24 protein-coding genes and 1 tRNA gene are annotated in these 26,278 nt (G+C 73.3%); 15 read left to right on the forward strand and 10 right to left on the reverse strand.

All coding sequences use genetic code 11. The annotated features are described in order from the left end of the window. Nucleotides 1-75 (reverse strand) — tRNA-Ala (locus ACZ4M3_RS15475). A gap of 107 nt (nucleotides 76-182) precedes the next feature. On the opposite strand from ACZ4M3_RS15475, the gene ACZ4M3_RS15480 reads away from it, so the two are divergent. Together ACZ4M3_RS15480 and ACZ4M3_RS15485 are read left to right on the forward strand one after the other, a co-directional pair. After that, entirely contained in the window at nucleotides 183-542 is a 360-nt protein-coding gene (locus tag ACZ4M3_RS15480; protein WP_467732735.1) for a hypothetical protein, read from the forward strand. Beyond that, nucleotides 539-1,273, forward strand: coding sequence for a class I SAM-dependent methyltransferase (locus ACZ4M3_RS15485; protein WP_467732737.1), 735 nt, complete (start codon nucleotides 539-541; stop codon nucleotides 1,271-1,273). The genes ACZ4M3_RS15480 and ACZ4M3_RS15485 overlap by 4 nt, the downstream gene beginning before the upstream one ends. On the opposite strand, the gene ACZ4M3_RS15490 is transcribed toward ACZ4M3_RS15485, so the two are convergent. Both ACZ4M3_RS15490 and ACZ4M3_RS15495 read right to left on the reverse strand, forming a co-directional pair. Next, entirely contained in the window at nucleotides 1,254-2,258 is a 1,005-nt protein-coding gene (locus ACZ4M3_RS15490; protein ID WP_467732739.1) for an acyl-CoA dehydrogenase family protein, read from the reverse strand. The genes ACZ4M3_RS15485 and ACZ4M3_RS15490 overlap by 20 nt on opposite strands. Next, the gene (locus tag ACZ4M3_RS15495; RefSeq protein ID WP_467732741.1) at nucleotides 2,258-3,403 is read right to left on the reverse strand and encodes an acyl-CoA dehydrogenase family protein; all 1,146 of its coding nucleotides are present in this window, start codon (nucleotides 3,401-3,403) and stop codon (nucleotides 2,258-2,260) included. Before ACZ4M3_RS15495 ends, ACZ4M3_RS15490 begins: the two co-directional genes overlap by 1 nt. Before the next feature lie 55 nt (nucleotides 3,404-3,458). On the opposite strand from ACZ4M3_RS15495, the gene ACZ4M3_RS15500 reads away from it, so the two are divergent. From ACZ4M3_RS15500 to ACZ4M3_RS15520, 5 genes are all read left to right on the forward strand, one after another. Beyond that, entirely contained in the window at nucleotides 3,459-4,262 is an 804-nt protein-coding gene (locus tag ACZ4M3_RS15500) for an SDR family oxidoreductase (RefSeq protein ID WP_467732743.1), read from the forward strand. A 26-nt stretch (nucleotides 4,263-4,288) separates the two neighbouring features. Continuing rightward, nucleotides 4,289-4,903, forward strand: a complete 615-nt coding sequence (locus ACZ4M3_RS15505; RefSeq protein WP_453354952.1) for a TetR/AcrR family transcriptional regulator — start codon at nucleotides 4,289-4,291, stop codon at nucleotides 4,901-4,903. Nucleotides 4,904-4,923: 20 nt separating this feature from the next. After that, the gene (locus ACZ4M3_RS15510; RefSeq protein WP_467732745.1) at nucleotides 4,924-6,081 is read left to right on the forward strand and encodes an acetyl-CoA C-acetyltransferase; all 1,158 of its coding nucleotides are present in this window, start codon (nucleotides 4,924-4,926) and stop codon (nucleotides 6,079-6,081) included. Nucleotides 6,082-6,280: 199 nt separating this feature from the next. Then, nucleotides 6,281-6,484: a cold-shock protein gene (locus tag ACZ4M3_RS15515; RefSeq protein ID WP_008743912.1), complete on the forward strand. Its 204-nt coding sequence runs from the start codon at nucleotides 6,281-6,283 to the stop codon at nucleotides 6,482-6,484. Nucleotides 6,485-6,585: 101 nt separating this feature from the next. Continuing rightward, complete coding sequence (locus ACZ4M3_RS15520; RefSeq protein WP_467732747.1) at nucleotides 6,586-8,214, forward strand: DEAD/DEAH box helicase; 1,629 nt, start codon at nucleotides 6,586-6,588, stop codon at nucleotides 8,212-8,214. A gap of 81 nt (nucleotides 8,215-8,295) precedes the next feature. On the opposite strand, the gene ACZ4M3_RS15525 is transcribed toward ACZ4M3_RS15520, so the two are convergent. The 5 genes from ACZ4M3_RS15525 to ACZ4M3_RS15545 are packed head-to-tail and all read right to left on the reverse strand — an operon-like array spanning nucleotide 8,296 to nucleotide 12,656. After that, a complete protein-coding gene (locus ACZ4M3_RS15525) occupies nucleotides 8,296-9,222 on the reverse strand; it encodes a tyrosine-protein phosphatase (RefSeq protein WP_467732749.1) in 927 nt (308 codons plus the stop codon). A 33-nt stretch (nucleotides 9,223-9,255) separates the two neighbouring features. Continuing rightward, entirely contained in the window at nucleotides 9,256-10,323 is a 1,068-nt protein-coding gene (locus ACZ4M3_RS15530; RefSeq protein ID WP_467732751.1) for an NAD(P)H-dependent flavin oxidoreductase, read from the reverse strand. Between the two features lie 4 nt (nucleotides 10,324-10,327). After that, nucleotides 10,328-11,059 carry a CoA-transferase subunit beta gene (locus ACZ4M3_RS15535; RefSeq protein WP_467732753.1) on the reverse strand — a complete coding sequence of 244 codons (732 nt, stop codon included), beginning with the start codon at nucleotides 11,057-11,059 and terminating at the stop codon, nucleotides 10,328-10,330. Continuing rightward, nucleotides 11,056-11,910: a CoA transferase subunit A gene (locus tag ACZ4M3_RS15540; protein ID WP_467732755.1), complete on the reverse strand. Its 855-nt coding sequence runs from the start codon at nucleotides 11,908-11,910 to the stop codon at nucleotides 11,056-11,058. The genes ACZ4M3_RS15535 and ACZ4M3_RS15540 overlap by 4 nt, the downstream gene beginning before the upstream one ends. Further along, nucleotides 11,907-12,656, reverse strand: coding sequence for an enoyl-CoA hydratase family protein (locus tag ACZ4M3_RS15545; RefSeq protein ID WP_467732757.1), 750 nt, complete (start codon nucleotides 12,654-12,656; stop codon nucleotides 11,907-11,909). The genes ACZ4M3_RS15540 and ACZ4M3_RS15545 overlap by 4 nt, the downstream gene beginning before the upstream one ends. A 56-nt stretch (nucleotides 12,657-12,712) precedes the next feature. On the opposite strand from ACZ4M3_RS15545, the gene ACZ4M3_RS15550 reads away from it, so the two are divergent. The 3 genes from ACZ4M3_RS15550 (at nucleotide 12,713) to ACZ4M3_RS15560 (ending at nucleotide 15,494) form a co-directional block, all read left to right on the forward strand. After that, nucleotides 12,713-13,477, forward strand: coding sequence for an SDR family oxidoreductase (locus ACZ4M3_RS15550; protein WP_467732759.1), 765 nt, complete (start codon nucleotides 12,713-12,715; stop codon nucleotides 13,475-13,477). 1 nt (nucleotide 13,478) lies between these two features. Further along, nucleotides 13,479-14,390, forward strand: a complete 912-nt coding sequence (locus tag ACZ4M3_RS15555) for an SDR family oxidoreductase (RefSeq protein ID WP_467732761.1) — start codon at nucleotides 13,479-13,481, stop codon at nucleotides 14,388-14,390. Between the two features lie 249 nt (nucleotides 14,391-14,639). After that, entirely contained in the window at nucleotides 14,640-15,494 is an 855-nt protein-coding gene (locus ACZ4M3_RS15560; protein WP_467732763.1) for an alpha/beta fold hydrolase, read from the forward strand. 36 nt (nucleotides 15,495-15,530) lie between these two features. On the opposite strand, the gene ACZ4M3_RS15565 is transcribed toward ACZ4M3_RS15560, so the two are convergent. Beyond that, entirely contained in the window at nucleotides 15,531-16,421 is an 891-nt protein-coding gene (locus ACZ4M3_RS15565) for a hypothetical protein (RefSeq protein ID WP_467732765.1), read from the reverse strand. 140 nt (nucleotides 16,422-16,561) lie between these two features. Here ACZ4M3_RS15565 and ACZ4M3_RS15570 point away from each other — a divergent pair, with 140 nt between their 5' ends. From ACZ4M3_RS15570 to ACZ4M3_RS15590, 5 genes are all read left to right on the forward strand, one after another. Further along, entirely contained in the window at nucleotides 16,562-17,344 is a 783-nt protein-coding gene (locus tag ACZ4M3_RS15570) for a serine protease (protein ID WP_467732767.1), read from the forward strand. Nucleotides 17,345-17,651: 307 nt separating this feature from the next. Then, nucleotides 17,652-17,984, forward strand: a complete 333-nt coding sequence (locus ACZ4M3_RS15575; RefSeq protein WP_467732769.1) for a chorismate mutase — start codon at nucleotides 17,652-17,654, stop codon at nucleotides 17,982-17,984. Between the two features lie 75 nt (nucleotides 17,985-18,059). Then, nucleotides 18,060-20,573 carry an aminopeptidase N gene (pepN, locus tag ACZ4M3_RS15580; RefSeq protein WP_467732771.1) on the forward strand — a complete coding sequence of 838 codons (2,514 nt, stop codon included), beginning with the start codon at nucleotides 18,060-18,062 and terminating at the stop codon, nucleotides 20,571-20,573. A 913-nt stretch (nucleotides 20,574-21,486) separates the two neighbouring features. Next, nucleotides 21,487-22,932 (forward strand): pyridoxal phosphate-dependent decarboxylase family protein, encoded by a 1,446-nt coding sequence (locus ACZ4M3_RS15585; protein ID WP_467732773.1) that lies wholly within the window; start codon nucleotides 21,487-21,489, stop codon nucleotides 22,930-22,932. Beyond that, complete coding sequence (locus tag ACZ4M3_RS15590; RefSeq protein WP_467732775.1) at nucleotides 22,904-24,313, forward strand: lysine N(6)-hydroxylase/L-ornithine N(5)-oxygenase family protein; 1,410 nt, start codon at nucleotides 22,904-22,906, stop codon at nucleotides 24,311-24,313. Before ACZ4M3_RS15585 ends, ACZ4M3_RS15590 begins: the two co-directional genes overlap by 29 nt. A gap of 22 nt (nucleotides 24,314-24,335) precedes the next feature. Here the strand turns inward: ACZ4M3_RS15590 and ACZ4M3_RS15595 are convergent, their stop codons facing one another. Then, complete coding sequence (locus ACZ4M3_RS15595) at nucleotides 24,336-26,147, reverse strand: bifunctional metallophosphatase/5'-nucleotidase (RefSeq protein WP_467732777.1); 1,812 nt, start codon at nucleotides 26,145-26,147, stop codon at nucleotides 24,336-24,338. Nucleotides 26,148-26,278 lie beyond the last annotated feature (131 nt).

The following is a 26,278-nucleotide window of genomic DNA, read 5'->3' on the forward strand; positions in this document are numbered from 1 at the left end:
GGCGGGGCGGCCGGATTCGAACCGGCGTCCTCCTCCATGCTGTGTAGGCGCACTACCTCTGTGCTACGACCCCGCCCTTGACACGGAGGCTAAGCGACGACCCCGGCCCCGCGCACCCGGATTTCCCCCCTCCCCGGGAACCCGGTGGCGGGTGCGCGGCCGGCTGTCTAGGGTCGGGCCGCATGTCCCTGACGACGACCCTGTGGCGCCCCACCGGTCCGGCCGAGCTGGACCTGGTCCGCGCCGCCGACTGGCGGGCCTGGCCGCCGCGCCTGCCCGAGCAGCCGATCTTCTACCCGGTCCTGAACGAGGACTACGCGGTCCGCATCGCCCGCGACTGGAACGTCCGGCACGACGGGGCGGGCTTCGTGACGCGCTTCGAGGTGGACTCGGCGTTCCTGGAGCGCTATCCGGTCCGGCGGGCGGGTGGGGAGACGATCCTGGAGCTGTGGGTCCCGGCGGCGGAACTGGACGAGTTCAACCGGCACATCGTCGGACGCATCGAGGTGGTGCGGGAGTTCCGCGGGACAATGGAGCGATGACGACACCCCGGACCCGGGCGCGGTCCTTCGACGCCGCCGCCTCCCTGTACGCCGCCAACCGGCCCGGCTATCCCGACGCCCTCTTCGACGCCGTCGAGGAGGCGGCGGGGCGCCCCCTGGCCGGGGCGCGGGTCGCCGACGTCGGGGCCGGGACCGGGATCGCCTCCGGCCCGCTGAGCGCACGCGGCGCCGACGTCGTCGCCGTCGAGCCCGGCGACGGGATGGCCGCCGAGTTCCGCCGCGCGCACCCCCGGATCCCGCTCGTCCGCGGCGACGGCGACCGGCTGCCCCTGGCCACCGCCGGGTTCGACCTCGTCACGTACGCCCAGGCCTGGCACTGGACCGACCCAGCGCGCTCCGTCCCCGAGGCCCGGCGGGTGCTGCGTCCCGGCGGCGCGCTCGCGCTGTGGTGGAACGACATGGACTCCACCGTCCCCTGGGTCGCCGAGCAGGACGCCCGGATCGCCGCCCTGTTCGGCGCCGACGCCTCCACCACCTTCCGCCGGCTGCCGCCCGGGCTGACCTTCACCACCCGTCGGATCCGCTGGTCGCGCCGCGTCCCGCTGGCCGCCCACCTGGCCAACCACGCCAGCCACTCCGCGTTCCTGATGCTCGGCGAGGCCGGCACCCGGGCGTTCATGGACGCCGAACGGGCCCGGCTGGCGGCCTTGTTCCCCGACGGCGTCGTCGAGGAACGGTACGTCGTCGGCCTCAGCGTGGCCGTCCTCTGAGCGGGGTCCGCGCCTCCAGCACCACCGCCCGGCACTGCGACGGCGTGCCCCACGCGTCCCGCAGCGGGCGCGCCTTGCGCAGCCACAGCGAGAGGTCCAGCTCCTCCGTGTAGCCGATCGCGCCGTGCAGCTGGAGCGCGGTCATCGCCGCCGCGTACGCGGCCTCGCCAGTCTTGAGCTTCGCCGCCGCGACCTCGCCCCGGTCCAGCGACAGCGCCCCCGCCCAGAGCAGCGGCCGGGCGAACTCCAGGGCCAGCAGCGTGTCGGCCAGCCGGTGCTTCACCGCCTGGAAGCCGCCGATCGGCGTCCCGAACTGCGTGCGCTGCTTCACGTACTCCACCGTCCGCGCCAGCAGGGCCTCGCCCACGCCCAGGCACTGCGCCGCGGTCAGCAGCCGCGCCCAGTCCAGCGCGAGCCGCGCCGCCTGCGCCACCCGGGGCCCCGCTGCCAGCGGTTCGCCTCCCGCGGGGGCGGCCGGGAACAGCCGCCGGGCCGGATCCGTGGACCGCAGCGGTTCCCCCGGCGCCGGCGCCAATGACAGTTCGGCCGCCTGCGACACGTGGAACCGGTACGCCGCCGCGTCCGCGTCCACGGCGTACGGAGCCCCGCCCGGCAGGGTCAGCGTGGCGAGCACCTCACCCGCCAGCAGGCCCGGCAGGAACCGCTTCGCCAGCGCCCCGTCACCCAGCCGGGACAGCAGCACCGCCACCGCCGCCGTCTCCACCGCCGGGCCCGGCATGCCCGAGCGGCCCCACTCCACGAAGCCGAACGCCGTCTCCACCGGCAGCGGTCCGAGCCCGTCGAGCGTCTCGTCGGCGGCGAGCGCGAACAGCCCCGTCCCGGCGGCCCGGGCCCACAGAGCCCGGCCCGGACCGTGTTCGCCCGCGCCCCAGGCCCGGGCGGCGGCCGGGACGTCCGCCGCGCCGAGCAGGCCGCGCAGCGAACCGGCGAAGTCGCGTTGCTCGTCGGTCGGCAGGAAACGCATCAGCGGCGGCCCTTCGGGAGGCCGAGCAGCCGCTCGGCGATGATGTCGCGCTGGATCTCGTTGGTGCCCGCGTAGATCGGGCCGGCCAGGGAGAACACCCACGGCTCGGCCCACGCGCCGTCCGCCAGTTCCGCGTCCGCGCCCAGCAGGTCCAGTGCCGTCTCGTGCAAGGCGATGTCGTACTGGGACCAGAACACCTTGTTCAGGCTGGACTCGGCGCCGATCGTGCCGCCCGCCGCGAGCCGGGCGACGCCCGCCCAGGTGAACAACTCGTACGCGCGCGCCCCGACCACCGCGTCCGCCACCCGGTCCCGCAGCGCCGTGTCCCCGGGGTCCCCGGCCGCCTCCCACAGCGCCACCAGCCGGTCGGCCGCCGCCAGGAAGCGGCCGGGGGAGCGCAGGGTGAGCCCGCGTTCGTTGCCGGTCGTGGACATCGCGATCCGCCAGCCCTGCCCCGGTTCGCCGATCACGTCCTCGTCCGGGACGAAGACCCGGTCCAGGAAGAGCTCCGCGAAGGCCGGCTTGCCGTCGAGCCGGCCGATGGGCCGCACCGTCACCCCGGGTGCCCGTAGGTCGAACATCAGATAGGTCAGGCCCTGGTGCGGTTTCGCGGCCTGCGGGTCCGAGCGGAAGATCCCGAACGCCCGGTCCGCGAACGCCGCCCGCGAGGACCACGTCTTCTGCCCCGACAGCAGCCAGCCGCCCTCGGTGCGCTGCGCCCGCGAGGTCAGCGCGGCCAGGTCCGAGCCCGCGCCGGGCTCCGACCAGGCCTGTGCCCAGATCACCTCCCCGCTCGCCATCGACGGCAGCACCCGGGCCCGCTGCCGCGCCGTCCCGTGGGCGAAGAGGGTCGGGGCGAGCAGGCTGATGCCGTTCTGCGAGACGCGGCCCGGGGCGCCGGCGGCCCAGTACTCCTCCTCGAACACCAGCCAGCGCTCCAGGTCCACCCCCCGGCCGCCGTACTCCTCGGGCCAGGACACCACCGCCCACCGGCCGGCGTGCAGCCGCGCCTCCCACGCCCGGTGCGCGGCGAACCCCTCCTGCGTCTCCAGGGACGGCAGCGGCGAGGCGGGCACATGGGCGGCGAGCCAGTCCCGGGCCTCGGCGCGGAAGTCCCGTACCCCGGCCGTGTGCGTCAGCTCCATCGGGGGTCCGCCTCCTCGCTTCCCTAACAAGTGTTAGGTAGGTTACCGTACGCGCATGAGCAGCGTCGAGGAGTTCGACCGCACACCCCGGTACACCGCCGGGCACGGGCTGCTGGCGGACCGCACCGCCGTCATCACCGCCGCCGCCGGCGCCGGCATCGGCGGGGCCACCGCGCGCCGCTTCCTGGAGGAAGGCGCCCGCATCGTGATCGGCGACGCGCACGCCCGCCGGCTGGAGGAGGCCGAGACCGCACTCGCCGCCGAGTTCGGGGCGGACCGGGTGACCTCCCTGCCCTGCGACGTCACCGACGAGGACCAGGTACGCGCCCTGTTCACGCACGCCGAGCAGACCCACGGCCGGCTCGACATCGTCGTCAACAACGCCGGCCTCGGCGGCACCGCCGACCTCGCCGACATGACCGATGAACAGTGGAACCGCGTCCTGGACGTCACCTTGGGCGGCACCTTCCGCTGCACCCGCGCCGCCCTGCGCTCCCTCAAGGCGGCCGGCACCGGCGGCGTGATCGTCAACAACGCCTCCGTCATCGGCTGGCGCGCCCAGCGCGGGCAGGCCCACTACGCCGCCGCCAAGGCCGGGGTGATGGCCCTGACCCGCTGCGCGGCGCTGGAGGCCGCGGAGTTCGGCGTACGGGTCAACGCGGTCGCGCCGAGCCTGGCCATGCACCCGCACCTGGCGAAGGTCACCAGCGAGGAACTGCTCGCCGAACTCACCGCCCGCGAGGCGTTCGGCCGCCATGCCGAGCCGTGGGAGGTCGCCAACGTCATCGTGTTCCTGGCCAGCGGCTACTCCTCGTACATGACCGGCGAAACCGTCTCGGTCAGCAGCCAGCACGCCTAGCCCGGCCGACGACCGACAATGGGCGCGTGCCAACGAACAAGAAGAAAACCCAGGTGACCGCATCCCCCGAGCGGCGCCGTGAACTCCTCGACACCGCCGCGGAGGTCTTCGCCGCACAGGGCTACAACGCCACCACCGTCCGCAAGATCGCCGACGCCGCGGGCATGCTCGCCGGCAGCCTCTACTACCACTTCGATTCCAAGGAATCGATGCTCGACGAGATCCTCTCGGCCTTCCTGAACGAGCTGTGGGAGGGGTACGACACCGTCCTCGCGGCCGGTCTCGGCCCCCGCGAGACCATCGAGGCCCTCGTCACCGAGTCCTTCCGCGAGATCGACCGGCACCGCGCCGCCGTCGCCATCTACCAGAAGGAGTCCCGTCACCTCTCCGCGCAGCCCCGCTTCCACTACCTGTCGGACTCCCAGCGCAAGTTCGAGGAGGCCTGGCTCGGGACGCTGGAGCGCGGGGTGGCCGACGGGGTCTTCCGGGCCGACCTGGACATCCGCCTCACCTACCGCTTCGTCCGCGACACGGTGTGGGTCGCGGCCTCCTGGTACCGGCCCGGCGGACAGCACAGCCCCGAGGAGATCGCCCGCCAGTACCTGTCGATGGTGCTGGACGGGATCGCCCTGCGAACCTGACCCGATCCGGAGGAGTCCCGATGCCCGAGGCCTACATAGTCGACGCGGTACGCACCCCCGTGGGGCGGCGCGGAGGAGGCCTGTCGGCCGTCCACCCCGCCGACCTCGGCGCGCACGTCCTGCGGGCCCTGATGGAACGGTCCGGCGTGGACCCGGCGGCGGTGGAGGACGTGGTCTTCGGCTGCCTGGACACCGTCGGCCCGCAGGCCGGCGACATCGCCCGGACGGCGTGGCTCGCGGCCGGCCTGCCCGAGGAGGTGCCCGGCGTGACCGTCGACCGGCAGTGCGGCTCCTCGCAGCAGGCAGTGCACTTCGCGGCGCAGGCCGTGCTCTCCGGCACCCAGGACCTGGTCGTCGCGGGCGGCACGCAGAACATGTCGATGATCCCCATCGCCTTCGCCTCCCGGCAGGCGGCGGAACCGCTCGGCCTCACCGAGGGCCCCTTCGCCGGATCGACGGGCTGGCGGGCCCGGTACGGGGACGCGCCGGTCAACCAGTTCCACGGCGCCGAGCTCATCGCCGCCAAGTGGGGCATCTCGCGCCGGCACATGGAGGAGTTCGCCCTGCGCTCCCACCAGCGGGCCGTACGGGCCGCCGACGAGGGCCGCTTCGACCGCGAGACCGTCGCGTACGGGGACGTGCGCGCCGACGAGGGCCCGCGCCGGGACACCACCCTGGAGAAGATGGCGGCCCTCAAGCCCGTAGTGGACGGCGGCACCATCACCGCGGCCGTCTCCTCCCAGGTCTCCGACGGAGCCGCCGCGATGCTGCTCGCCTCCGAACGGGCGGTCTCCGAACACGGCCTGCGCCCCCGGGCCCGTATCCACCACCTGTCGGTACGGGGCGAGGACCCCATCCGGATGCTGTCGGCGCCCATCCCCGCGACGGCGTACGCGCTCAAGAAGAGCGGGCTGTCCCTGGACGGCATCGACCTGGTGGAGATCAACGAGGCGTTCGCGCCCGTCGTGCTCGCCTGGCTCAAGGAGACGGGCGCCGACCCCGACCGGGTCAACGTCAACGGCGGCGCCATCGCGCTGGGCCACCCCCTGGGCGCGACGGGCGTCAAGCTCATGACCACCCTCCTGCACGAGCTGGAGCGCACGGGCGGCCGCTACGGCCTCCAGACGATGTGCGAGGGCGGCGGCCAGGCCAACGTGACGATCATCGAGCGCCTGTAACGCTGCAGGTCGGCGGCCGGGGACGCACATCACACGATGCTATTGACCCACCCCAGCCGCCATGTGCTAGCTTTGGAGGCGTTGCAGTTGTGGTACCCATGAAACTTATGTGCGCCTGACGGGAATGCTCCGACAGGCGCTTTTGTTTTTTACCGGGATCTCCGGATGGGGCCCTTGCCGCCTATTCAGGAGATTTAAAATGGCACTTGGCACCGTGAAGTGGTTCAACTCGGAAAAGGGCTTCGGCTTCATCGAGCAGGACGGTGGCGGCCCGGACGTCTTCGCCCACTACTCGAACATCGCCACCCAGGGCTTCCGTGAGCTCACCGAGGGCCAGCGCGTGTCCTTCGACGTCACCCAGGGCCAGAAGGGCCCGCAGGCCGAGAACATCCTGCCTGCCTGACGCATTCAGCATGCCGGGGTCCGCACCGCGAGGTGCGGGCCCCGGCTTGTCTGCTGTTTCGACCTTTGTTTTACCTGCCGGTTTCAGGAGGGCTTTCTCGCATGACCAGCTCCAGCTCCGCACGACCCAGCCGCCGTCCCGCCCGGGGCCGAGGAGCGGCCCAGGGACGTCCGAAGGCTGGCGCGGGACGGCAGAAATCCGCTCCCGCCGCCAGGCCCCAGGAATTCACCATGCCCGAACCGCTGACCCCGGCGCTGCCGCCGGTCGCCGCGTTCGAGGACATGGACATGCCCGAGGCGCTGCTGAAGACCCTCGCCGCCCAGGGCGTCACCGAACCCTTCCCGATCCAGGCCGCGACCCTGCCGAACTCCCTCGCCGGGCGTGACCTGCTCGGCCGCGGCCGCACCGGCTCCGGCAAGACGCTGGCCTTCGGCCTGGCGCTGCTCGCCCGCACCGCCGGCCGCCGCGCGCAGCCGAAGTCGCCGCTCGCGCTGGTCCTCGTACCGACCCGGGAACTGGCGCAGCAGGTCACCGACGCGCTGGCGCCGTACGCCACCTCCGTCAACCTGCGCATCGCCACCGTCGTCGGCGGCATGTCGATCAACCGGCAGTCCGGTGCCCTGCGGCGCGGCGCCGAGGTGCTCGTCGCCACCCCCGGCCGGCTCAAGGACCTGATCGACCGCGGCGACGCGATCCTCGACGACGTCGCGATCACGGTCCTCGACGAGGCCGACCAGATGACCGACATGGGCTTCATGCCGCAGGTCACCGCGCTGCTCAAGCAGGTCCGGCCCGACGGCCAGACCATGCTGTTCTCCGCGACGCTGGACAAGAACATCGACAAACTCGTCAAGATGTTCCTGAGCGACCCGGTCGGCCACTCCGTCGACCCGTCGGCCGGCGCCGTCACCACGATGGAACACCACGTCCTGTACGTCATGGACGAGACCGACAAGAAGGCCGTGGCCACGCGCATAGCCGCCCGCGACGGCCGGGTGATCATGTTCGTCGACACCAAGCGGGGCGTCGACCGCATGGTCAAGAAGCTCCTGGCCGACGGCGTCCGCGCCTCCGGCCTGCACGGCGGCCGTTCGCAGCCGCAGCGCAACCGCACCCTGGACTGGTTCAAGACGGGCGAGGTCACCGCGCTCGTCGCCACCAACGTGGCGGCGCGCGGCATCCACATCGACGACCTGGACCTCGTCGTCAACGTGGACCCGCCCACCGACCACAAGGACTACCTGCACCGCGGCGGCCGTACCGCCCGCGCCGGCGAGTCCGGCAGCGTGGTCACGCTGGTCCTGCCCGACCAGAAGCGCGACATGACCCGGCTGATGTCGGACGCCGGGATCTCCCCGCGCACCGCGCAGATCAAGTCCTCCGACGAGGAACTGTCCCGCCTGACCGGCGCCAAGACCCCGTCCGGCATCCCGGTGGTGCTGGAGGTGCCGCAGCCCGCGCAGCCCAAGGCGCGGTCCGGCTCGGGCCGCCGCTCTGGCTCCGCCGCGGGCGCGGCCCCGGCCGCCGGCGGTGGCCGCGGGCGCCGCTCCGGTGGTGGCGGCGGGCAGGCCCCCGCGGCCGGGTCGGGCCAGGCCCGCCGCGGCCAGCAGGCCGGCCAGGGCGAGCGCGGCCGGCGTACCGGCGGCGGCGCCACCTCCGGCGGCGCGGCGGCGGCTTCGTCCCGCAGCCGCGTCGGCGCCCCGGGCCAGTCCCGCCGCCGCTCGGCCTGACCCCCGCAGCCGTACCCCACCCCGCCGGGCCCCGCGCACAGCGCGCGGAGCCCGGCGCGGCCGGGACTTTGACGGCAGGGCCTACGGCCGGACCAGCCTGGTCTGGAGCCTCGACAGGGTGCGCAGGTCCAGGCCGAGGCCGGTCGTCAGGTAGCCGTAGAAGCCGCCGTAGTCCGCGTCCATCCGGGCGGTCGCGGCGTCCAGGTAGTCCTGGCGGACCTCCTGGAGCGGGATCAGCAGGTCCGGGTCCTGCATCCGGCCCGACTGCTTGAGGGCCGCCCGGACCTGGGCGTCGTAGGCCGCCCGGAAGGTGTTCGAGGCCAGGTAGTCCTGCCCGGCCGTGGACCCGGGGACTGCGAGCGCGCGCAGCAGCACGTAACTCAGCCAGCCCGTCCGGTCCTTGCCCGACGTGCAGTGGTACAGCAGCGGTCCGTCGCCGTCCGCGATCTCCCGCAGCGTCGCCGCGAACTGCGCCCGGTTCTCCGGGCTCGTCACGAAGGTGCGGTAGATGTCGCGCATGTAGGCCTCGGCGCGGCCGCCGCCGAGCATCTGCTCCTGCGTGGCGGGGTCGCCGCTGGAGACGGCGGTGAGCAGCATCGCGTACAGGCCGAGGTCGCTGACCGGGCGCGGGGTGGGGGTGAGCCCCGCGGGCAGCCGGTCGGCGCCGTCGTACTGGACCTCCATCGGGATGCGGAAGTCGACGGCCTTCGTGAGGCCGAGACCGGCGACCGTGGTGAGGTCGGCGGCGGTCAGCTTGCCCAGCGCGTCGGAGCGGTAGACCAGCCCCTGGCGGACCTGGCCGCCGGTGTAGGTGCGGTAGCCGCCCAGGTCGCGGAGGTTGACCGCGCCCTGGAGCGGGATCTGACGGATCGTTTCTGCGGTTGCGGCGGAGGCCGGTCGGCGCGTGGCGTCGACGGGCGGCTGCGCTGAGGCGGAGGCAGTGGCGGTGGTGACGGCGAGGGCGGAAGCGAGGACCGCCGTCGCCAGGCGGATACGGGCACGGCTCATCTGGGCGGCTCCTGGGAGGAGGGGAAGGGGGGCTCACCCCGGTGGGGGCGGGGTGTCGTGCGCATGCAGTCGTACGAGCGCGCTCTGCGCCTCGGCCATCACCCGGCCGACGAGCTCCGCACAGGACGGGAGGTCCTCGATCACCCCCGCGACCTGCCCGGACGCCATGACGCCGAGGTCCGTACGGCCCTCGACCATGGACGCCTTGAGGAGCATCGGGGTGTTGGCGGCGAGCAGCACCTGGCTCCAGGACAGGTCCTTGCCGTGTTTCATCGCCAGCCCGTCCCGCACCATCCGCGGCCAGGACAGACCGGACAGCTTCCGGAAACCGGCCGCGTGCCGCACCGCCCGCGCCAGCGCCCGGGCCCGGCCCGCCCGTTCCAGCGAGGCGACCAGATCACTGCGCAGCATCCGGTGCGGCAGCCCGTCCACGGCCGTGGTGACGGTGACGTCCTTGACGCCGGCCTTGAGGTACTCGGCCTTGACCGCGTCCGGGACGGTGGAATCGGAGGTCAGCAGGAAGCGGGTGCCCATCGCGATGCCCGCCGCCCCGTAGGCGAGGGCCGCGACCAGTCCCCGCCCGTCGTGGAAGCCGCCCGCCGCGATGACGGGGATGTCCACGGCGTCGACCACCTGCGGCAGCAGCACGGTCGTGGCCACCTCGCCCGTGTGCCCGCCGCCCTCCCCGCCCTGCACGATCACCGCGTCCGCGCCCCACGCCGCGACCTTCTCCGCGTGCCTGCGGGCCCCGACCGACGGGATGACCACCACCCCCGCGTCCTTGAGCCGGGCGATCAGCTCCCGGGACGGCGCGAGGGCGAAGGACGCGACCCGCACCCCCTCGTCGATGATCAGCCGGACCCGTTCGGCGGCGTCACCGGCGTCGGCGCGCAGATTGACCCCGAACGGCGCGTCCGTACGGGACTTCACCTCGTGCACCGCCGCCCGCAGCCGGTCCGGCGTCATCGTCGCCGAAGCCAGGATCCCCAGGGCGCCGGCGTTCGCCGCCGCCGACACCAGCCGCGGGCCGGCCACCCAGCCCATGCCCGTCTGCACGATCGGGTACCGGACCCCCACCAGCCTGGTCAATGCCGTTTCCACCGGGTCAGCCCCGCACTTCCCGCTCGCGCAGGCCCTCGGGGTCGATCACCTCGCGGATCAGGCGCAGCTCCGCGGCGCTCGGCTCCCGCGTGTACGGGACGTCATCGGCCACCGCGAGCGCGAAACCGGTGGCGGCCCGCACCTGTTCGACGCTGACCCCGGGGTGCAGCGAGGCCAGCCGCATCGAGCGGTCGGGGGTCTCGAAGTCGAAGACGCCGAGATCGCTGACCACCCGGGGCAGGCGGTGGAAGCGGGTCACCCCGGCGGCCGCTGCCCGGTCGTGACCGACGCCGCTGACCATGTCGACGCGTTCCACGAAGACCCGGGGCGAATGCCGGGGGATCCAGTAACTCACCGGGTTGTTGAGGGTGTTGACCGGCGCGCCGCGCACCCCCAGGAGCTGCCGGGCGGGCCGCTCCCAGTCCCCGATGCAGGAGATGTTCTGGTTGCCGTACCGGTCGATCTGACTGGCGCCCATCATCACGTGCCGCCGGCCGCCGGTGACCATGGCCAGGTGACGGCGGTACGGGAGCCAGCCCTCCACCGTGCCGTCGAGACCGACGAGCATCGCTTCGCCGTCGGTCAGGAGCAGGTCGGGGCTGAAGGTCCGCTTCGCGAGCCGCGCGCCGACGGACGGCACCAGGCCCATGGGGCTGGCCAGGACCTCCCCGTCGCCGCGCCAGGCCTCGGCGCAGGCGATCACACAGTATTCGGCGCGGGTCGGCTCACTGCTCACCGCTGCTGCTCCTCGTGCCAGGCCTGGACGGCCGACTGGTAGGCGTGCTCGTCCGGCCCGGACAGGAAGCGGGCGGCGAACTCGGGCCAGGGGGTGGTCGCGTACAGCTTCTGGAAGGGCTCGTCACGGCCGTAGTCGGGGACGCAGGAGGTGAAGTGCGCCCCGTGCGGGGTCTCGACGACGCCGGTGACGCTGTGCCGGCTGACCAGCAGCGACTGCGGCGGCCCGGACTTGGCGAGGTCCGCGCTCTCCACGAGCTGCTCGCAGGAGACGTAGGCGGCGTCGGCGGCCTCGCAGAACAGGTCGTCGAAGTAGGGATCGGGGCCCAGGTACTGGGCGTTGCCGAGGCGGTCGGCGCGGCTCAGGTGGACCAGGGCCGCGTCCATGCGCAGGGCCGGGACGGCGACGAACTCCTCGCCGTCGGGGTACGGGGAGGTGACGGTCCGCAGCTCGGGATTGACCCGCATCACGTCGGAGCCCAGACCGGCGCGCACGGGCAGGAACGGAAGCCGGTTCGCGGCGGCGTGCAGGCCCCACATGAACATGGCCTCGTCCAGCTCGGTCAGGGCGAACGCCCCCCGCTCGCGGGCGGCCCGGAAATGCGGCTCCAGCGGGATCGAGTCGAGGGTGGCGAAGGGGGCGACGAGCCGGCGGATCCGCCCGGCGGCGGCCAGCAGCCCGACGTCCGGGCCGCCGTACGAGACGACGGTGAGATCGGTGATCTCGGAGCGGAGCAGTGCCCGCACCAGCGCCATGGGCTTGCGCCGCGACCCCCAGCCGCCGATGCCGAGCGTCATCCCGCTGCGCAGCCGCCCCACCACCTCCTCCGGGGTCATGGACTTGTCGGTCATGCGTCCCGCTCCTTCCCGAAGGAGTCGCGGACCCGGTCGGCGACCCCGCTGAGATTGGCCTCGAAGGTGAACCCCTGCTCGAAGCGGTAGCTGCGCCGCACGTCGACGGGGTCGATGCCGTTGATGGCCGCCTTGGCCAGCCGGATCAGGTAGCCGTCCTTGCGGGCGATCTCCGCCGCCAGCTCCAGGGCGGCGCCGCGCACCTCCGCGCGCGGGACCACCTTCCACACCGAGCCGTGCGCGTGCAGCTCGGCCGCCGTCGCGGTCCGGGAGGTGTAGTACAGGACCCGCACCAGGTGCTGCGGGACCAGGCGGGCCAGATGAGTGGCGGCGCCGAGCGCGCCCCGGTCCAGCTCGGGCAGGCCGAAGGCGGCGTCGTCGGAGGCCACGATCGCGTCGGCGTTCCCCACCAGCCCGATCCCGCCGCCGAGACAGAAGCCGTGGACGGCGGCCACCACCGGCACCTCGCACTCGTACACCGCGGCGAAGGCCTCGTAGCAGCCGCGGTTCGCGCCGATGAGGGAGCCGTGGCCGCTGTCGCGCTGCATCTCCTTGATGTCGACCCCGGCGTTGAAGCCACGGCCTTCGGCGGCCAGCACGACGCAGCGGACGGCGGGGTCGCGGCCCGCCGCGCGCAGCGCGTCGGCGAGTTCGTACCAGCCGCTCACCGGGAGGGCGTTGACGGGCGGGAAGTCGACGATGACCAGGGCGATGCCCTCGGCCGGGACGGTGGTGGAGACACCCATGGGCGGATCAGCTACCTTTCCACCAAACATTTGTTAGGTGAGGAAGGTAGCAGCCGATGGAGCTCAAGGGGAGGGTGGTCGTCGTCACCGGCGGAACCCGGGGCGTCGGCGCGGGCATCACGCGCTCGTTCCTCGCGGCCGGCGCGCGGGTGGTCGTCTGCGCGCGCCGGCCACCGGAGCGGCCGGTTGCCGAAGGCGGCCGCCAGGCCGCCTTCACCGCCGTCGACCTGCGCGACGCCGCTGCCGTACACGCGGTGTTCGAGACGGTCGCCGCGCAGTACGGGCGGCTGGACTGCCTGGTGAACAACGCGGGCGGCACCCCGTACCGGCTGCTGGGGGAGGGCGGGGCGGCCCGGCACGCCCGGGTCGTCGAGCTGAACCTGCTGGCACCGATGACGGCTTCGCTCGCCGCCTACCCGTGGCTGCGGGCGTCCCGCGGCTCGGTCGTGATGATCGGCAGCGTGAGCGGCACCCGCCCCTCGCCCGGCACGGCCGCGTACGGGGCGGCGAAGGCGGGGCTGGAGCACCTGGCCCGCTCCATGGCGGTCGAGTGGGCGCCCGAGGTACGGGTGAACTCACTGGTCCCGGGCATGGTGCGGACCGAACTGGCGCACCTGCACTACGGGGACGCGGCGGGCGTCGAGGCGGTCGCCGCGACCGTCCCGCTGGGGCGGCTCGCGGAGCCCTCCGACATCGGTGCGGCGGCGGTGTTCCTGGCCTCCGACCGGGCGGCGTACGTGAGCGGGGCGAGCCTGCTGGTGCACGGCGGCGGGGAGCGGCCCGCCTTCCTGGACGCGGCAACCACCAACAAGGAGAGCTGACATGGGACTTGCCGAGGGACGCGTGGTCATCGTGACGGGCAGCGGGCGGGGACTGGGCCGGGCCCACGCACTGGCCTTCGCGGCGCAAGGGGCGCGGGTCGTGGTCAACGACCTCGGCGTGGGACTGGACGGGCTGCCCGGCCCCGACAGCCCGGCCGCCCGCGTCGTGGCGGAGATCGAGGCCGGGGGAGGGGAGGCCGTCGCCCACGGCGGGGACATCGCCACGGGGGAGGGCGCGGCCTCCCTGGTCGAGTGCGCCCTCGCGGCGTTCGGGCGGCTGGACACGCTGGTCAACAACGCCGGGTTCCTGCGGGACCGGATGCTGGTGAACCTGGACGAGGACGACTGGGACGCGGTGGTCCGGGTCCACCTCAAGGGCCACTTCCTGCCGCTCAAGCACGCGGCGGCGTACTGGCGGGCCGAGGCGAAGGCGGGGCGCCCGGTCGCGGCGCGGGTGGTCAACACCTCCTCCGGGGCGGGGCTGCTGGGCTCGGTCGGGCAGGGCAACTACAGCGCCGCCAAGGCGGGGATCCTGGCGCTGACGCTGGTCGCGGCGGCCGAGATGGGCCGGTACGGGGTCCAGGTCAACGCCGTCGCACCGGCCGCCCGGACCCGGATGACGGAACGGACCTTCGCGGAGGCGATGGCGGCGCCGGACGCGGGCGGCTTCGACGCGATGGCACCGGAGAACGTGTCGCCGCTGGTGGTGTGGCTGGGCTCGCAGGCCTCGGCCGGGGTGACCGGGCGGGTCTTCGAGGCAGAGGGGGGCCGGATCACGGTGATGGAGGGCTGGCGGCCCGGCCCGACCGCCGAGCGCGGCGGACGCTGGACCCCGGCGGAGGCGGGCGAGGCCGCGGCGAAGCTGCTGGCGAGGTCGACGGCGCCGGGAGCGGTCTACGGCGCGGCTGAATAGGGCCGAGCGGGCGGGAATGGGGCGGCGCGGGGGAATGAAGCGGAGCAGGAAGCGGTCCGCGGCACCGGGGAATAGGGCCGAGCGGGCGGGGCAACCGGGCAGGAGGAAAGGTCCGGAAACACCCCGGGCCCGGCCCCCTGGCGAGGGGTCGGGTCCGGAAGCTTCGTGCGTGCGTTGGGATATGACTACCCGCTACGCATCCCCGCTGAACCATCCTGGGCCCGACATCCCATAGGCAATGCTGTCGTCATGCCGATTCACTCGTACGAGAACACCTCCCGCACCGCCAAGGCCGGTCCGCTCACCCTCCACTACCACGAGGCCGGCCCCGCCGACGGCCCGGCGCTCGTCCTGCTGCACGGCGGCGGCCCGGGCGCCTCCGGCTGGGGCAGCTTCGCCGCCAACCTGCCCCACTTCGCGGAGCACTTCCGCACCCTGGTCATCGACCAGCCCGGCTACGGCCGCTCCGACCTGCCCGAACCCGACCGGGACTACTTCTCCTACAGCGCCCGCGCCGTCATCGCCCTCATGGACGAACTGGCCATATCCCGGGCACACTTCCTCGGCACCTCGCTCGGCGGCGGCGCCGCCGTCCGGATCGCCGTCGACCACCCCGAACGCGCGGCCAAACTGCTGCTCAGCGCCCCCGCGGGGATCTCCCTCAGCCTCCTCTCCCCGACGCCCAGCGAGGGCCTGCGCGAGCTCATCGAGTTCGGCCGGACGCCGGAACCGACCCGCGAGCAGCTGCGGACCCTCCTCACCACCCTCGTGCACGACCCCTCGCGCGTCACCGAGGCACTTGTCGAGGAGCGCTTCGCCCGGGCCACCGAGGAGCGCGCCAGGCTCGGCAGCGCCCGGATGGCCGCCTCGTTCGCCAAGTGGCCCGAGGGCGCGCAGCTGTGGCGCGAGGCCCACCGCATCAGCTGCCCGGTGCTGCTGACCTGGGGCCGCGAGGACCGCGTCGCCCCGCTCGACGGGGCGTTCGTCGCGCTCGGGACCATCCCCGATGCCCGGCTCCACGTCTTCCCCCGCTGCGGCCACCTGGTCCACAGCGAGGCCGCCGAGGAGTTCCAGCGCCTCGCCACCGGCTTCTTCCGGTACTGACGCCCCGCGGCTCCCGGCCGGCCGCGGCCCTGCCGCTCAGGTGTCCACGTCGAGCTCGGTACGGCACAGGCCGCACCGCGCGGTGAAGGAGCCGCGGCCGGCCGGGAGCCGCAGCCACTGGGCGCAGACCGGGCAGGCGAAGCTCACCCGCCGCCCCGCGCCCGGGTCCTCGAAGCGGTACGGGGCCTGCGGCGCGGCCGTGCCCGCCCGGCGGTCGCGGGCGTAGCGGCGGCGTTCGGACCAGGGCGCGGCCGCCAGCGGGGGCCGGCGGTGGTCCCGGTCGGCGAGCGCGCGACCGCGCACGTACGCCTCGTAGGCCTGGGGGCTGGTGAACCAGGTGGAGGGGTCCTCGCCGAGCAGCCGGCCGCGCTTGGCGAGGACGTAGCCGAACTCCTCGGGGGTGAGGTAGCCGAGCTTCTGGTGGGTGAGGGCGTCCTCGCGGTAGGCGTCGAGCAGCAGCCAGCCCGCCCCGAGGTAGGCGGCCGCGGTGTCGGTGAGGATCTCGTTCTCGGCGGTGGTGGGGAAACGCAGGTCCAGCCGGTGCAGCAGTACGTGGGCCGCCTCGTGGGCCAGGGCGGCCGCCAGGTCGCGGCGATGGGTGCGGAAGCGGTCGTTCACCTCGACGAAGTACTCGGGTCCGGCCGTCAGCTCCACGGCGGCCGCCTCCGCCATCGCCCGGAAGGCGACCACCATCCGGGCGTCGGGCAGCCGCAGCGCGCGCACCACCGCGGAAGCCACCCGGTGCGCGCCGAGGTAGAGGTCGTCGTCGTCGCCGAAGGCCGCGTCGGCGGGGGCGAGGCTCGCTCCGTAGGCCAGGATCCCCTCGTACGAGAGCCGCCGGAACAGCGCCGTGATCGCCCTGCGCACCGTTTCCAGATGCGGAAATCCGTGGGCGACGGGGCTGCTGTGCCTGCCGTTCTCCGTCATGCCGGCCTCCTCGCCGCAGTCACCGGAGCGACTCGCGGAAGTTGTCCGAAAACACGTTCTTGTCGCCCCGCGAGGCGCGTTGTGTCATGGACGCGTCATCCCCCGTGACGCGCACGGCCCAACCCCCCACGAAAGGCAGCGTGTCGACTGTGTCCACCCTTGCCACCCTCCTCAAGCGCACCCTGGCCGTCGGCGCGGTCGCCCTCGCGGCCGTCAGCCTCCAGCCCGGATCCGCCACCGCCTCACCGACCCCCGTCGTCGGTGGAACGCGGGCCGCGCAGGGCGAGTTCCCGTTCATGGTCCGCCTCTCCATGGGCTGCGGCGGCGCCCTCTACACCCAGCAGATCGTCCTCACCGCCGCCCACTGCGTGAACGGCTCCGGCAACAACACCTCCATCACCGCCACCGCCGGGGTCGTCGACCTCAACAGCACCAGCGCCATCAAGGTCAAGTCCACCAAGGTGCTCCAGGCCCCGGGCTACAACGGCTCCGGCAAGGACTGGGCACTCATCAAGCTCGCCAAACCCATCAACCTGCCCACCCTCAAGATCGCCGACACCAAGGCCTACGACAACGGCACCTTCACCATCGCGGGCTGGGGCGCCGCCCGCGAAGGCGGCAGCCAGCAGCGCTACCTGCTCAAGGCCACCGTCCCGTTCGTCTCCGACGCCGCCTGCCAGAGCGCGTACGGCAGCGACCTCGTCCCCGGTGACGAGATCTGCGCCGGCTACGACCAGGGCGGCGTCGACACCTGCCAGGGCGACTCCGGCGGCCCGATGTTCCGCCGCGACGACACCAACGCCTGGATCCAGGTCGGCATCGTCAGCTGGGGCCAGGGCTGCGCCCGGCCCGGCTACCCCGGCGTCTACTCCGAGGTCTCCACCTTCGCCGCGGACATCCGGGCGGCGGCCGCCGGCCTCTGACGCCGCCCCCGGCCTTCCGGCCCGCCACGCACCGGAAGGCCGGGGCACCGGCCGGTCACCGCCCGCGCCAGGCCGTCAGTCACCGCCCACGCCGGGCCGTCGGTCGCCGCCCGGGCCGTCGGTCACCGCGCGCCGTCACCGCCCGCATCCCCGCCGTCACCGCCCGCATCCCGGCCGCCACCGCCCGGGCCCGTCCGCGTACGCCCGCCCGGGCCCGGCCGTCCCCACGCCACCCCGCCCGGACCGGCCGTCTCACTGTCCGGCCGACCAGCCGGGAAGCCGCCCGCGCCACGTATTCTCGGGAACCATGAACACCAGCGACATCGACGAGAGCGGCGAGACGACCGGCGAGGACGTCACCGCCGAACTGGCCCGCCTGCGGGACAGCATCGACAACATCGACGCGGCCGTGGTCCACATGCTCGCCGAGCGCTTCAAGTGCACCCAGCAGGTCGGCCACCTCAAGGCCCGCCACCAGCTGCCCCCCGCGGACCCGAGCCGCGAGGCCAGCCAGATCGCCCGCCTGCGCCAGCTCGCCGAGAACGCCAAACTCGACCCGGCCTTCGCGGAGAAACTCCTCAACTTCATCATCGCCGAGGTCATCCGCCACCACGAGACGATCGCCGCGGGCGAAGAGTAGCGGGCGCCCGGCGGACCAGGGCCGGAGATCCCCGGCCCCCCGCACCCCTGGGGCCCGGCCGCCGGATCCGGCAGCATGGGCCCCATGGCATCCGCACTGACGCGCGACGAAGCGCAGCTCCGAGCCCAGCTCCTCGACGTCCACCACTACGCCGTCTCCCTCGACCTCACCACCGGCGACGAGACCTTCGACTCCGCGACCGTCATCCGGTTCAGCGCCCGTACCGCCGGAGACACGTTCCTGGAGCTGAAACCCGACGAACTGCGCTCCGCCGAGCTCGACGGCCGCCCCCTCGACCCCGCCACCCTCACCGGCAGCCGCCTCCCGCTCACCGGCCTCACCGAAGGCCCCCACGAACTGCGCGTCGCCACCCGCATGCGCTACTCCCGCACCGGCGAGGGCCTGCACCGCTTCACCGACCCCGAGGACGGGGAGACGTACGTCTACACCCAGATGTTCATGGACGACGTCCAACGCGTCTTCCCCGCCTTCGACCAGCCCGACCTCAAGGCCGTCTTCGAGTTCACCGTCACCGCCCCCTCCCACTGGTACGTCCTCGCCAACGGCATCACCACCCGCACCGGCGACCGCGACACCGACGGCGCCGGCATCTGGACCTCCGCCCCCACCCCCGTCATCTCCACCTACCTCGCCGCCGTCGCCGCCGGCCCCTGGCACAGCGTCCGCACCGACCACGCCGGACTGCCCTTCGCCATCCACTGCCGGCGCTCCCTGGCCCCCTACCTCGACGCGGACGCCGAGGAGATCCTGTCCGTCACCAAGGACTGCTTCGACCGCTACCACGAGAAGTTCGCCGAGCCGTACCCCTTCGACTCCTACGACCAGGCCTTCGTCCCCGAGTTCAACGCGGGCGCCATGGAGAACCCCGGCCTCGTCACCTTCCGCGACGAATTCATCTTCCGCTCCGCCGTCACCGACACCGAACGCCAGCGCCGCGCCATGGTCATCGCCCACGAGATGGCCCACATGTGGTTCGGCGACCTCGTCACCCTGCGCTGGTGGGACGACATCTGGCTGAACGAGTCCTTCGCCGAGTACATGGGCTACCAGACCCTCGTCGAAGCCACCCGCTTCACCGGCACCTGGACCGAATTCGGCATGGAACGCAAGCCCTGGGGCTACGACGCCGACCAGCGGCCCTCCACCCACCCCGTCGCCCCCGACGCCGTCCCCGACACCGCCTCCGCCCTCCTCAACTTCGACGGCATCTCCTACGCCAAGGGCGCCTCCGCACTGCGCCAGCTCGTGGCCTGGCTCGGCGAGAAGGACTTCCTCGCCGGCATCAACACCCACTTCACCCGCCACAAGTTCGCCAACGCCTCCCTCGCCGACTTCGTCGACTCCCTCGCCGCCCACACCGAACGCGACGTCCACGCCTGGGCCGACGTATGGCTGCGCACCACCGGCATCGACACCCTCAGCCCCCGCGTCGAGGAGGACACCGCCGGCTGGACCCTCACCGTCGACCACCACGGCAGCCGCCCCCACCACATCGGCGTCGGCCTCTACGACCGCGACCCGGCCGGCGGCGGCCTCGAACTGCGCGAACGCCTCAGCCTCGACGTCCCCACCGACGAGGTCCTCTCCGTCAGCGGCCCGCGCCCCGCCCTGATCGTCCTCAACGACGGCGACCTCAGCTACGCCAAGGTCCGCCTCGACGCCACCTCCGTCGAAACCGCCCTGCGCGACCTGTCCGCCCTGCCCGACCCGCTCACCCGCGCCGTCGTCTGGAACTCGCTGCGCGACATGGTCCGCGACGGCGAACTCGCGCCCCAGGCCTACCTGGACACCGCCCGCGCCCACCTCCCCGACGAGCAGGACCTGGCCGTCGTCCAAGGCGTACTCGCCTTCGCCCGGACCCACATCGCCGCCCGCTACGTCGCCCCCCGGCAGCGCACCACCGCCCTCGCCACCATTACCGACACCGCCCGCGCCCTGCTGCGCCGCACCGAGGACGGCTCCGACCCCGGACTGCGCCTGGCCGCCGTACGCGTGCGCATCGACAGCGCCACCCAGCCCGACACCCTCGCCACCTGGCTGGCCGACGGCACCGTGCCCGGCGGCCCCGAACTCGACCCCGAGCTGCGCTGGCGCATCCTCGCCCGGCTCGCGGTACTCGGCGCCGTCGGGGAGGACGAGATCGCCGCCGCCCTCGCCGCCGACCCCACCGCCACCGGCGAGGAAGGCGCCGCGCGCTGCCGCGCCGCGCTGCCGACCGCCGAGGCCAAGGAAGCCGCCTGGAACCGGCTCTTCCACGACGACTCCCTGTCCAACTACCTGTTCAGCGCCACCGCCCAGGGTTTCTGGCAGCCCGAACAGGCCGACCTCGTCCAGGACTACGTCCCCCGCTACTACCCGGAGGCGGTGGCCGTCGCGGCCCGCCGCGGCCCCGCCATCGGCGACGCCGCCGGCCGCTGGGCCTTCCCCGCCCACGCCGTGGACGAGGCCAATCTCCGGGCCGGCCGGGCCTGCCTCGAAGACCCCGACCTGATCCCGCTGCTGCGCCGCAAGCTCATCGACCAACTCGACGACCTCGCCCGCGCCCTCCGCATCCGCCCCCCGGCCTGACCGGCCCGCCCGCCCGGGCGCCCCTGCCCGGGCGGCCCGACCGGCGCAGGGCCCCCGGCTGGCTCCGCTGCACGCGCAGGGCCACCGCCCCTGGGCCGCCGCTGCCGTCGCACGTACCGCGCCGCTGCCCCGCCCCGGGGGTCTGACCGGCGCGGGACGTCCGGCACTGGCCGGCCGCATGCGTCGGCCGGCCAGTGCTGCGGCACGTTCTGGGCTGCCCGGGAGGGGCTGGCTGTCGACGGCCGCCGGTCCCGGCTGACCGCCGATTCCGCTGCCGCCGCACGTACCGCGCCGCTGCCCCGCCCCGGGGGTCTGTCCGGCGTGGGATGTCCGGCACTGGCCGGCCGCATGCGTCGGCCGGCCAGTGCTGCGGCACGCTCTGGGCCGCCCGGGAGGGGCTGGCTGTCGACGGCCGCCGGTCCCGGCTGACCGCCGATTCCGCTGCCGCTGCACGTACCGCACCGCTGCCCCGCCCCCGGGGGTCTGACCGGCGCGGGACGTCCGGCACTGGCCGGCCGCCGGAGTCGGCCGACCCGTGCCGGACGACTGCCCGCGCCTGCCGGCTGGCGCCGCTCGACGCTCCGGGCCGCCGCCCCCGGCTGGCACGACCGGCGCGGGGCTGCCAACCCGGTGCCGCCGGCCGACGCCGTTTGCCGGTGGCACCGCACTGGGCCGCCGTCCGCGAGGGGCGGCCGACCCCGGCACTGGCCGGCCGGCGTCGGCGCATGCGAGGAGCCGCCCCAGCCCCGCCCGGGGGACACCGCCCCGCAGGGCCCCGGTCGAACGCGCGGACGTACACCCCACCCCCACGGGGCAATCAGACAAACCCCGGCGGTTACCCCATTCGGGTCTGATCGTTGTGCTGGGCGGGGACCAGGCTGTCCCCGACCAGCCTTCGTTAAGGACACCCCGGATGACCAGCCCGCCCGGCACCCCGCCGCCGCCGCCCCCGCTCGCCGGCGGTCCCGGCGGCGCCGACGCACTGCGGCCCCTCCTCGACACCGTCCTCGACGCGCTGCGCACCGGATCCCGGGAGCGCGGCGGACCCCTCCCCGCCGGCGGACCCGCAACCGTCACCGCCCGCGTCCGGGCCGCCCTGGGCGACGTACTCCCCGCCCACGGCACCGGCGACCACGAAGCCCTGCGCACCCTCGTCCACACCCTCGCCGCCGGCGCCGCCGACCCCGCCGACCCGCTGTGCGCCGCACACCTGCACTGCCCGCCGCTGGCCGTCGCCGCCGCCGCGGACCTCGCCGCCAGCGCCCTCAACCCCTCCCTCGACTCCTGGGACCAGGCCCCCGCCGCCTCCGCCGTCGAAGCGCTCCTCACCCGCACCCTCGCCGCCGAGTTCTACGGCACCCCCCGCGCCGACGCCCTCGTCACCACCGGCGGCACCGAAGCCAACCAGCTCGCCCTGCTGCTGGCCCGCGAACGCCACGGCCCCCGCCTCACCGTCCTGCACGGAGCCAACGCCCACCACTCCATTCCCCGCTCCGCATGGCTCCTCGGACTGCCCCCCGCCATCGCCCTGCCCACCCCCACCGGCACACTCGACCCCGACCGCCTCGCCGAAGCCCTCACCCGCGCCACCGGCCCCGTACTCGTCGCCGCCACCGCGGGCACCACCGACGCCGGCCTCATCGACCCCCTCGGCCCCCTCGCCGACCTCTGCCACCAGCACGGCGCCGACCTCCACATCGACGCCGCCTACGGCGGCCTCCTCGCCCTCAGCCCCCGCCACCGCGCCAAGGTCGCCGGCCTCTCCCGCGCCCACTCCCTCACCCTCGACCTGCACAAACTCGGCTGGCAACCCGTCGCCGCAGGACTCCTCGCCGTTCCCGACACCGCCCTGCTGGCCCCCCTCGCCCACCAGGCCGACTACCTCAACGCCACCGACGACACCGAAGCCGGGCTGCCCGACCTCCTCGGCCGCTCCCTGCGCACCACCCGCCGCCCCGACGCCCTCAAGATCGCCACCACCCTGCGCTCACTCGGCCGCGACGGACTCGCCCAGCTCATCGACCTCACCTGCGCCGCGGCCCACCGGCTCGCCGAACTCCTCGATGCCCACCCCCGCTTCGAGCTCCACTCGCCCCCCACCATCAGCACGGTCCTCTTCCGCCCCACCCCCACGGACGACGACCAGCTCGCGGCCCTGCGCCGCACCCACCTCCTCGACGGCAGCGCCGTACTCGGCCGCGCCACCGCCGACGGCCGGCTCTGGCTCAAAGCCACCCTGCTCAACCCCCACACCACCGCGCAGGACCTGCACCACCTCCTCACCCTCCTGTCCCCGCCCCCGTCCCCCTCCCGGAAGGCAGCACCCACCGATGACCGCGCAGCCCGACGCACCCCATGACCTCGTAGGAATCGGCATCGGCCCCTTCAACCTCTCCCTCGCGGCCCTCGCCCACGGCCTGCCCCGGCAGGGCACCGGCGAACTCGCCACCGCCTTCTACGACCAGCGCCGGGACTTCCGCTGGCACCCCGGACTCCTCATCGACGGAGCCACCCTCCAAGTCCCCTTCCTCGCCGACCTCGTCACCCTCGCCGACCCCACCAGCCCCTGGAGCTTCCTCAACTACCTCCGGCACAAGGAACGGCTCTTCCCCTTCTACTTCGCCGAGCAGTTCCACATCCAGCGCACCGAATACGACGCCTACTGCCGCTGGGTCGCCGACCGCCTCCCCGGACTCCACTTCGGCCACCAGGTCGACGCCGTCCGCTGGAACCCCGAACGCGACCTCTTCGAAGTCGACTTCACCCAGCTCGACACCGACGGCGAAGCCGAAGCCCTCGGCCGCAGCTACAGCCGCAACCTCGTCCTCGGCATCGGCACCGCCCCCTTCGTCCCCGAACCCCTGCGCCCCCTCGCCGAAGCCCCCACCGTCCCCGTCATCCACTCCTGCGACTACCTCGACAACCGCGAACGCGTCCTCGGCGCCGAACACGTCACCGTCATCGGCTCAGGCCAGTCCGGGGCCGAAGTCTTCCTCGACCTGCTCCGCGCCCGCCCCGCCGGCCGCGAACGCCTCACCTGGCTCGCCCGCACCCCCGCCTTCGCCCCCATGGAGTACTCCAAGCTCGGCCTGGAACACTTCACCCCCGACTACACCCACTACTTCCACTCCCTCCCCGAGCCCGTCCGCGACCAGCTCGTCCCCGCCCAGTGGCAACTCCACAAAGGCATCGACACCGACACCATCGCCGCCATCCACCAAGAGCTCTACCGCCGCACCCTCCACGGCGGCTGGCCCGACGCCGTCCTCACCCCCGGCGTCAGCGTCCGCACCGCAGGCCGCGTCGCCACCACCAAGGTCGAACTCCACCTCGAACACACCCAGCAGAACACCCGCTCCCGCCTCACCACCGACGCCGTCGTCCTCGCCACCGGCTACCGCGAACGCCCCCTCACCAGCCTCCTCGCCGGCCTCGACCCCTACCTCCGCAAGGACTCCGCCGGCCGCCCCCGCATCGACGACCGCTACCGGATGATCCTCGACCCCAGCATCACCGGCAGCATCTACGTCCAGAACGGCGAACGCCACACCCACGGCGTCGGAGCCCCCGACCTCGGCCTCGCCGCCTGGCGCAGTGCCGCCATCCTCAACACCCTCACCGGCAAAGAGCCCTACCCCCAGCCCACCCGCACCGCCTTCACCACCTTCGGCCTCGACCAGCGGGAACACGCCCGCCCCCACCCCACGAGCGAACTGCTCCCGCTGGTCGAACACCCCTGACGGCAACCGGGACGAGCGGCGACTACGCGAAGACCGGCACCCCGGCCCGCGTCAGCCGCCAGTCCACCGAAGCGAAGGACGCCGGATCGACCGTCCCCTTCGCCTTCACCCACTGGATGATCGTGTTGCGGATCTCCTCCGAGTTCGACCACAACTGCTCGGCCTGCGGGACGTGCGGGAAGTTCCCCCCGCCCGAGGCCCGGTAGTTGTTCACCGCGAACACGAACCGCGCCGCCGGATCCACCGCCTTCCCCTGGAAGGACAACCCCGTGATCCGGGACCCCACCGGTTGCGCGATGTCGATGTCGTACGCCAGCCCGTACACCGCGTCGTAGTTGTAGTCCGGGACACCCTCGGAGTTCGTCAGCTTCGCCGGATCCACCACATCACCCGGAGCGGTACGCACGTAGTACCTCGCCGAGTACTCCAGGTAGTCCTTCAACTGCGCGCCGGTCAGCAGCCGCGCCTCAAGGGTGTTCTCGAACGGGTACAGCCCCGCCGCGTCCTTGATCGTCACCTGGCCCGCCGGAATCGACGCCGTCCGCGAGAAACACGAAGCCTGGGACAACACCGGCAGCGCCGCCCACTGCGTGCCCGCCAGCGCCGCCTTCACCGTCTCCGCCTGCACATGGTTGATCAAGTCGATGATCGGGACGTCCTTCACCGGCCCGTCCGCCGAATCCATCGCCCGCACCGACGTGCCGATCACCTGGTTGACGTACGCGACGACCTTGCGGTGCTCGTCCGACAACAACCGCGTGATCTTCGGATCCTCCACCGCCGTGTTCGAGTTCAGCACCTGCGCCGCGACCTTCGCCACCGACCACCGGCCCCGCTCCCACACCAGCTCGAAGTCGAACAGCGTCAGCCGCTGCCCCCACTTCAACGGCTCCGACAGCACCACGTCCTTGCCCGTCGCCTTGTTCCGCACCCGGTACTCGGGGATCTCCGTGTGCGCGTGACCCACCAGGACCGCGTCGATCCCCGCCACCTGCTCCGCCACCAGCCCGGCCGCGTTCTCCACGTACGGCAGCTGGTCCCCGTAGCTCGACGTACCGCTCGACCCCGAATGCGCCGACACGATCACCACATCGGCACCCATCGAACGCAGCCGCGGCACGTACTTCGCCGCCTGCTCCTCCAGCCCCGGGAACGTCATCTTCCCCTGCACGTTCGCCTTGTCCCAGATCGCGATCCCCGGGTTCGTCAGCCCCAGCACCGCCACCTTCACATCCCGCCCGTGTGGAGTCCGCAGCCGGTGGATGCTGTACGGCGGGAACGCCGGCTGCAACGTCTTCGCGTCCAGCGCGTTCGCCCCCAGCAGCGGGAAACGGCACTGCTCCTGGAACTTGCGCAGCACCGGAATGCCGTAGTTGAACTCGTGGTTGCCCAGCGCCGCCGCGTCGTACCCGATCGCGTTCATCGCCTGCGCCATCGGATGCACCGGCCCGCGCCGCGCCGTGATCGGATCCACCTTCGCGTAGTAGTACGCCAGCTGCGTGCCCTGGATCGTGTCACCGGCATCGATCAGCAGCGTGTTGCACCGCCCCTTCGCCGCCCGCACCTGCTCCACCAGCGTGGAGATCTTCGCCAGACCGACGTCGTTGTGTGCCTTGTCGTCGAACTCCTTGTCCGTGAAGTAGTCCCAGTTGAAGACGTTCCCGTGCAGGTCGGTCGTCCCCATCACCGTGAACGAGTACGTCCGCGGCGCCGGCCCCTGCTCCGGCCGCCCGCTCACCGCGGCCGCGGCCGGGGTGCTCGTGGCCCCCGCCAACGCCACGGCCGCACCCGTCGCAGCCGAAGTACCCAGAAATGTCCTGCGGTCGAACGCCATGCCATCTCCCCTTTTGAGGCGCTGTTCAGAAGTACAGGCAACGCGCGTAGATTCTGACCCACAGGTAACAAGGCACAACACCCCCAACAGGTTTCGATCCGATGACCACACTCGTACGAGCAGCAGTGCGA

The sequence above is a fragment of the Streptomyces sp. NPDC026522 genome (assembly GCF_055567555.1).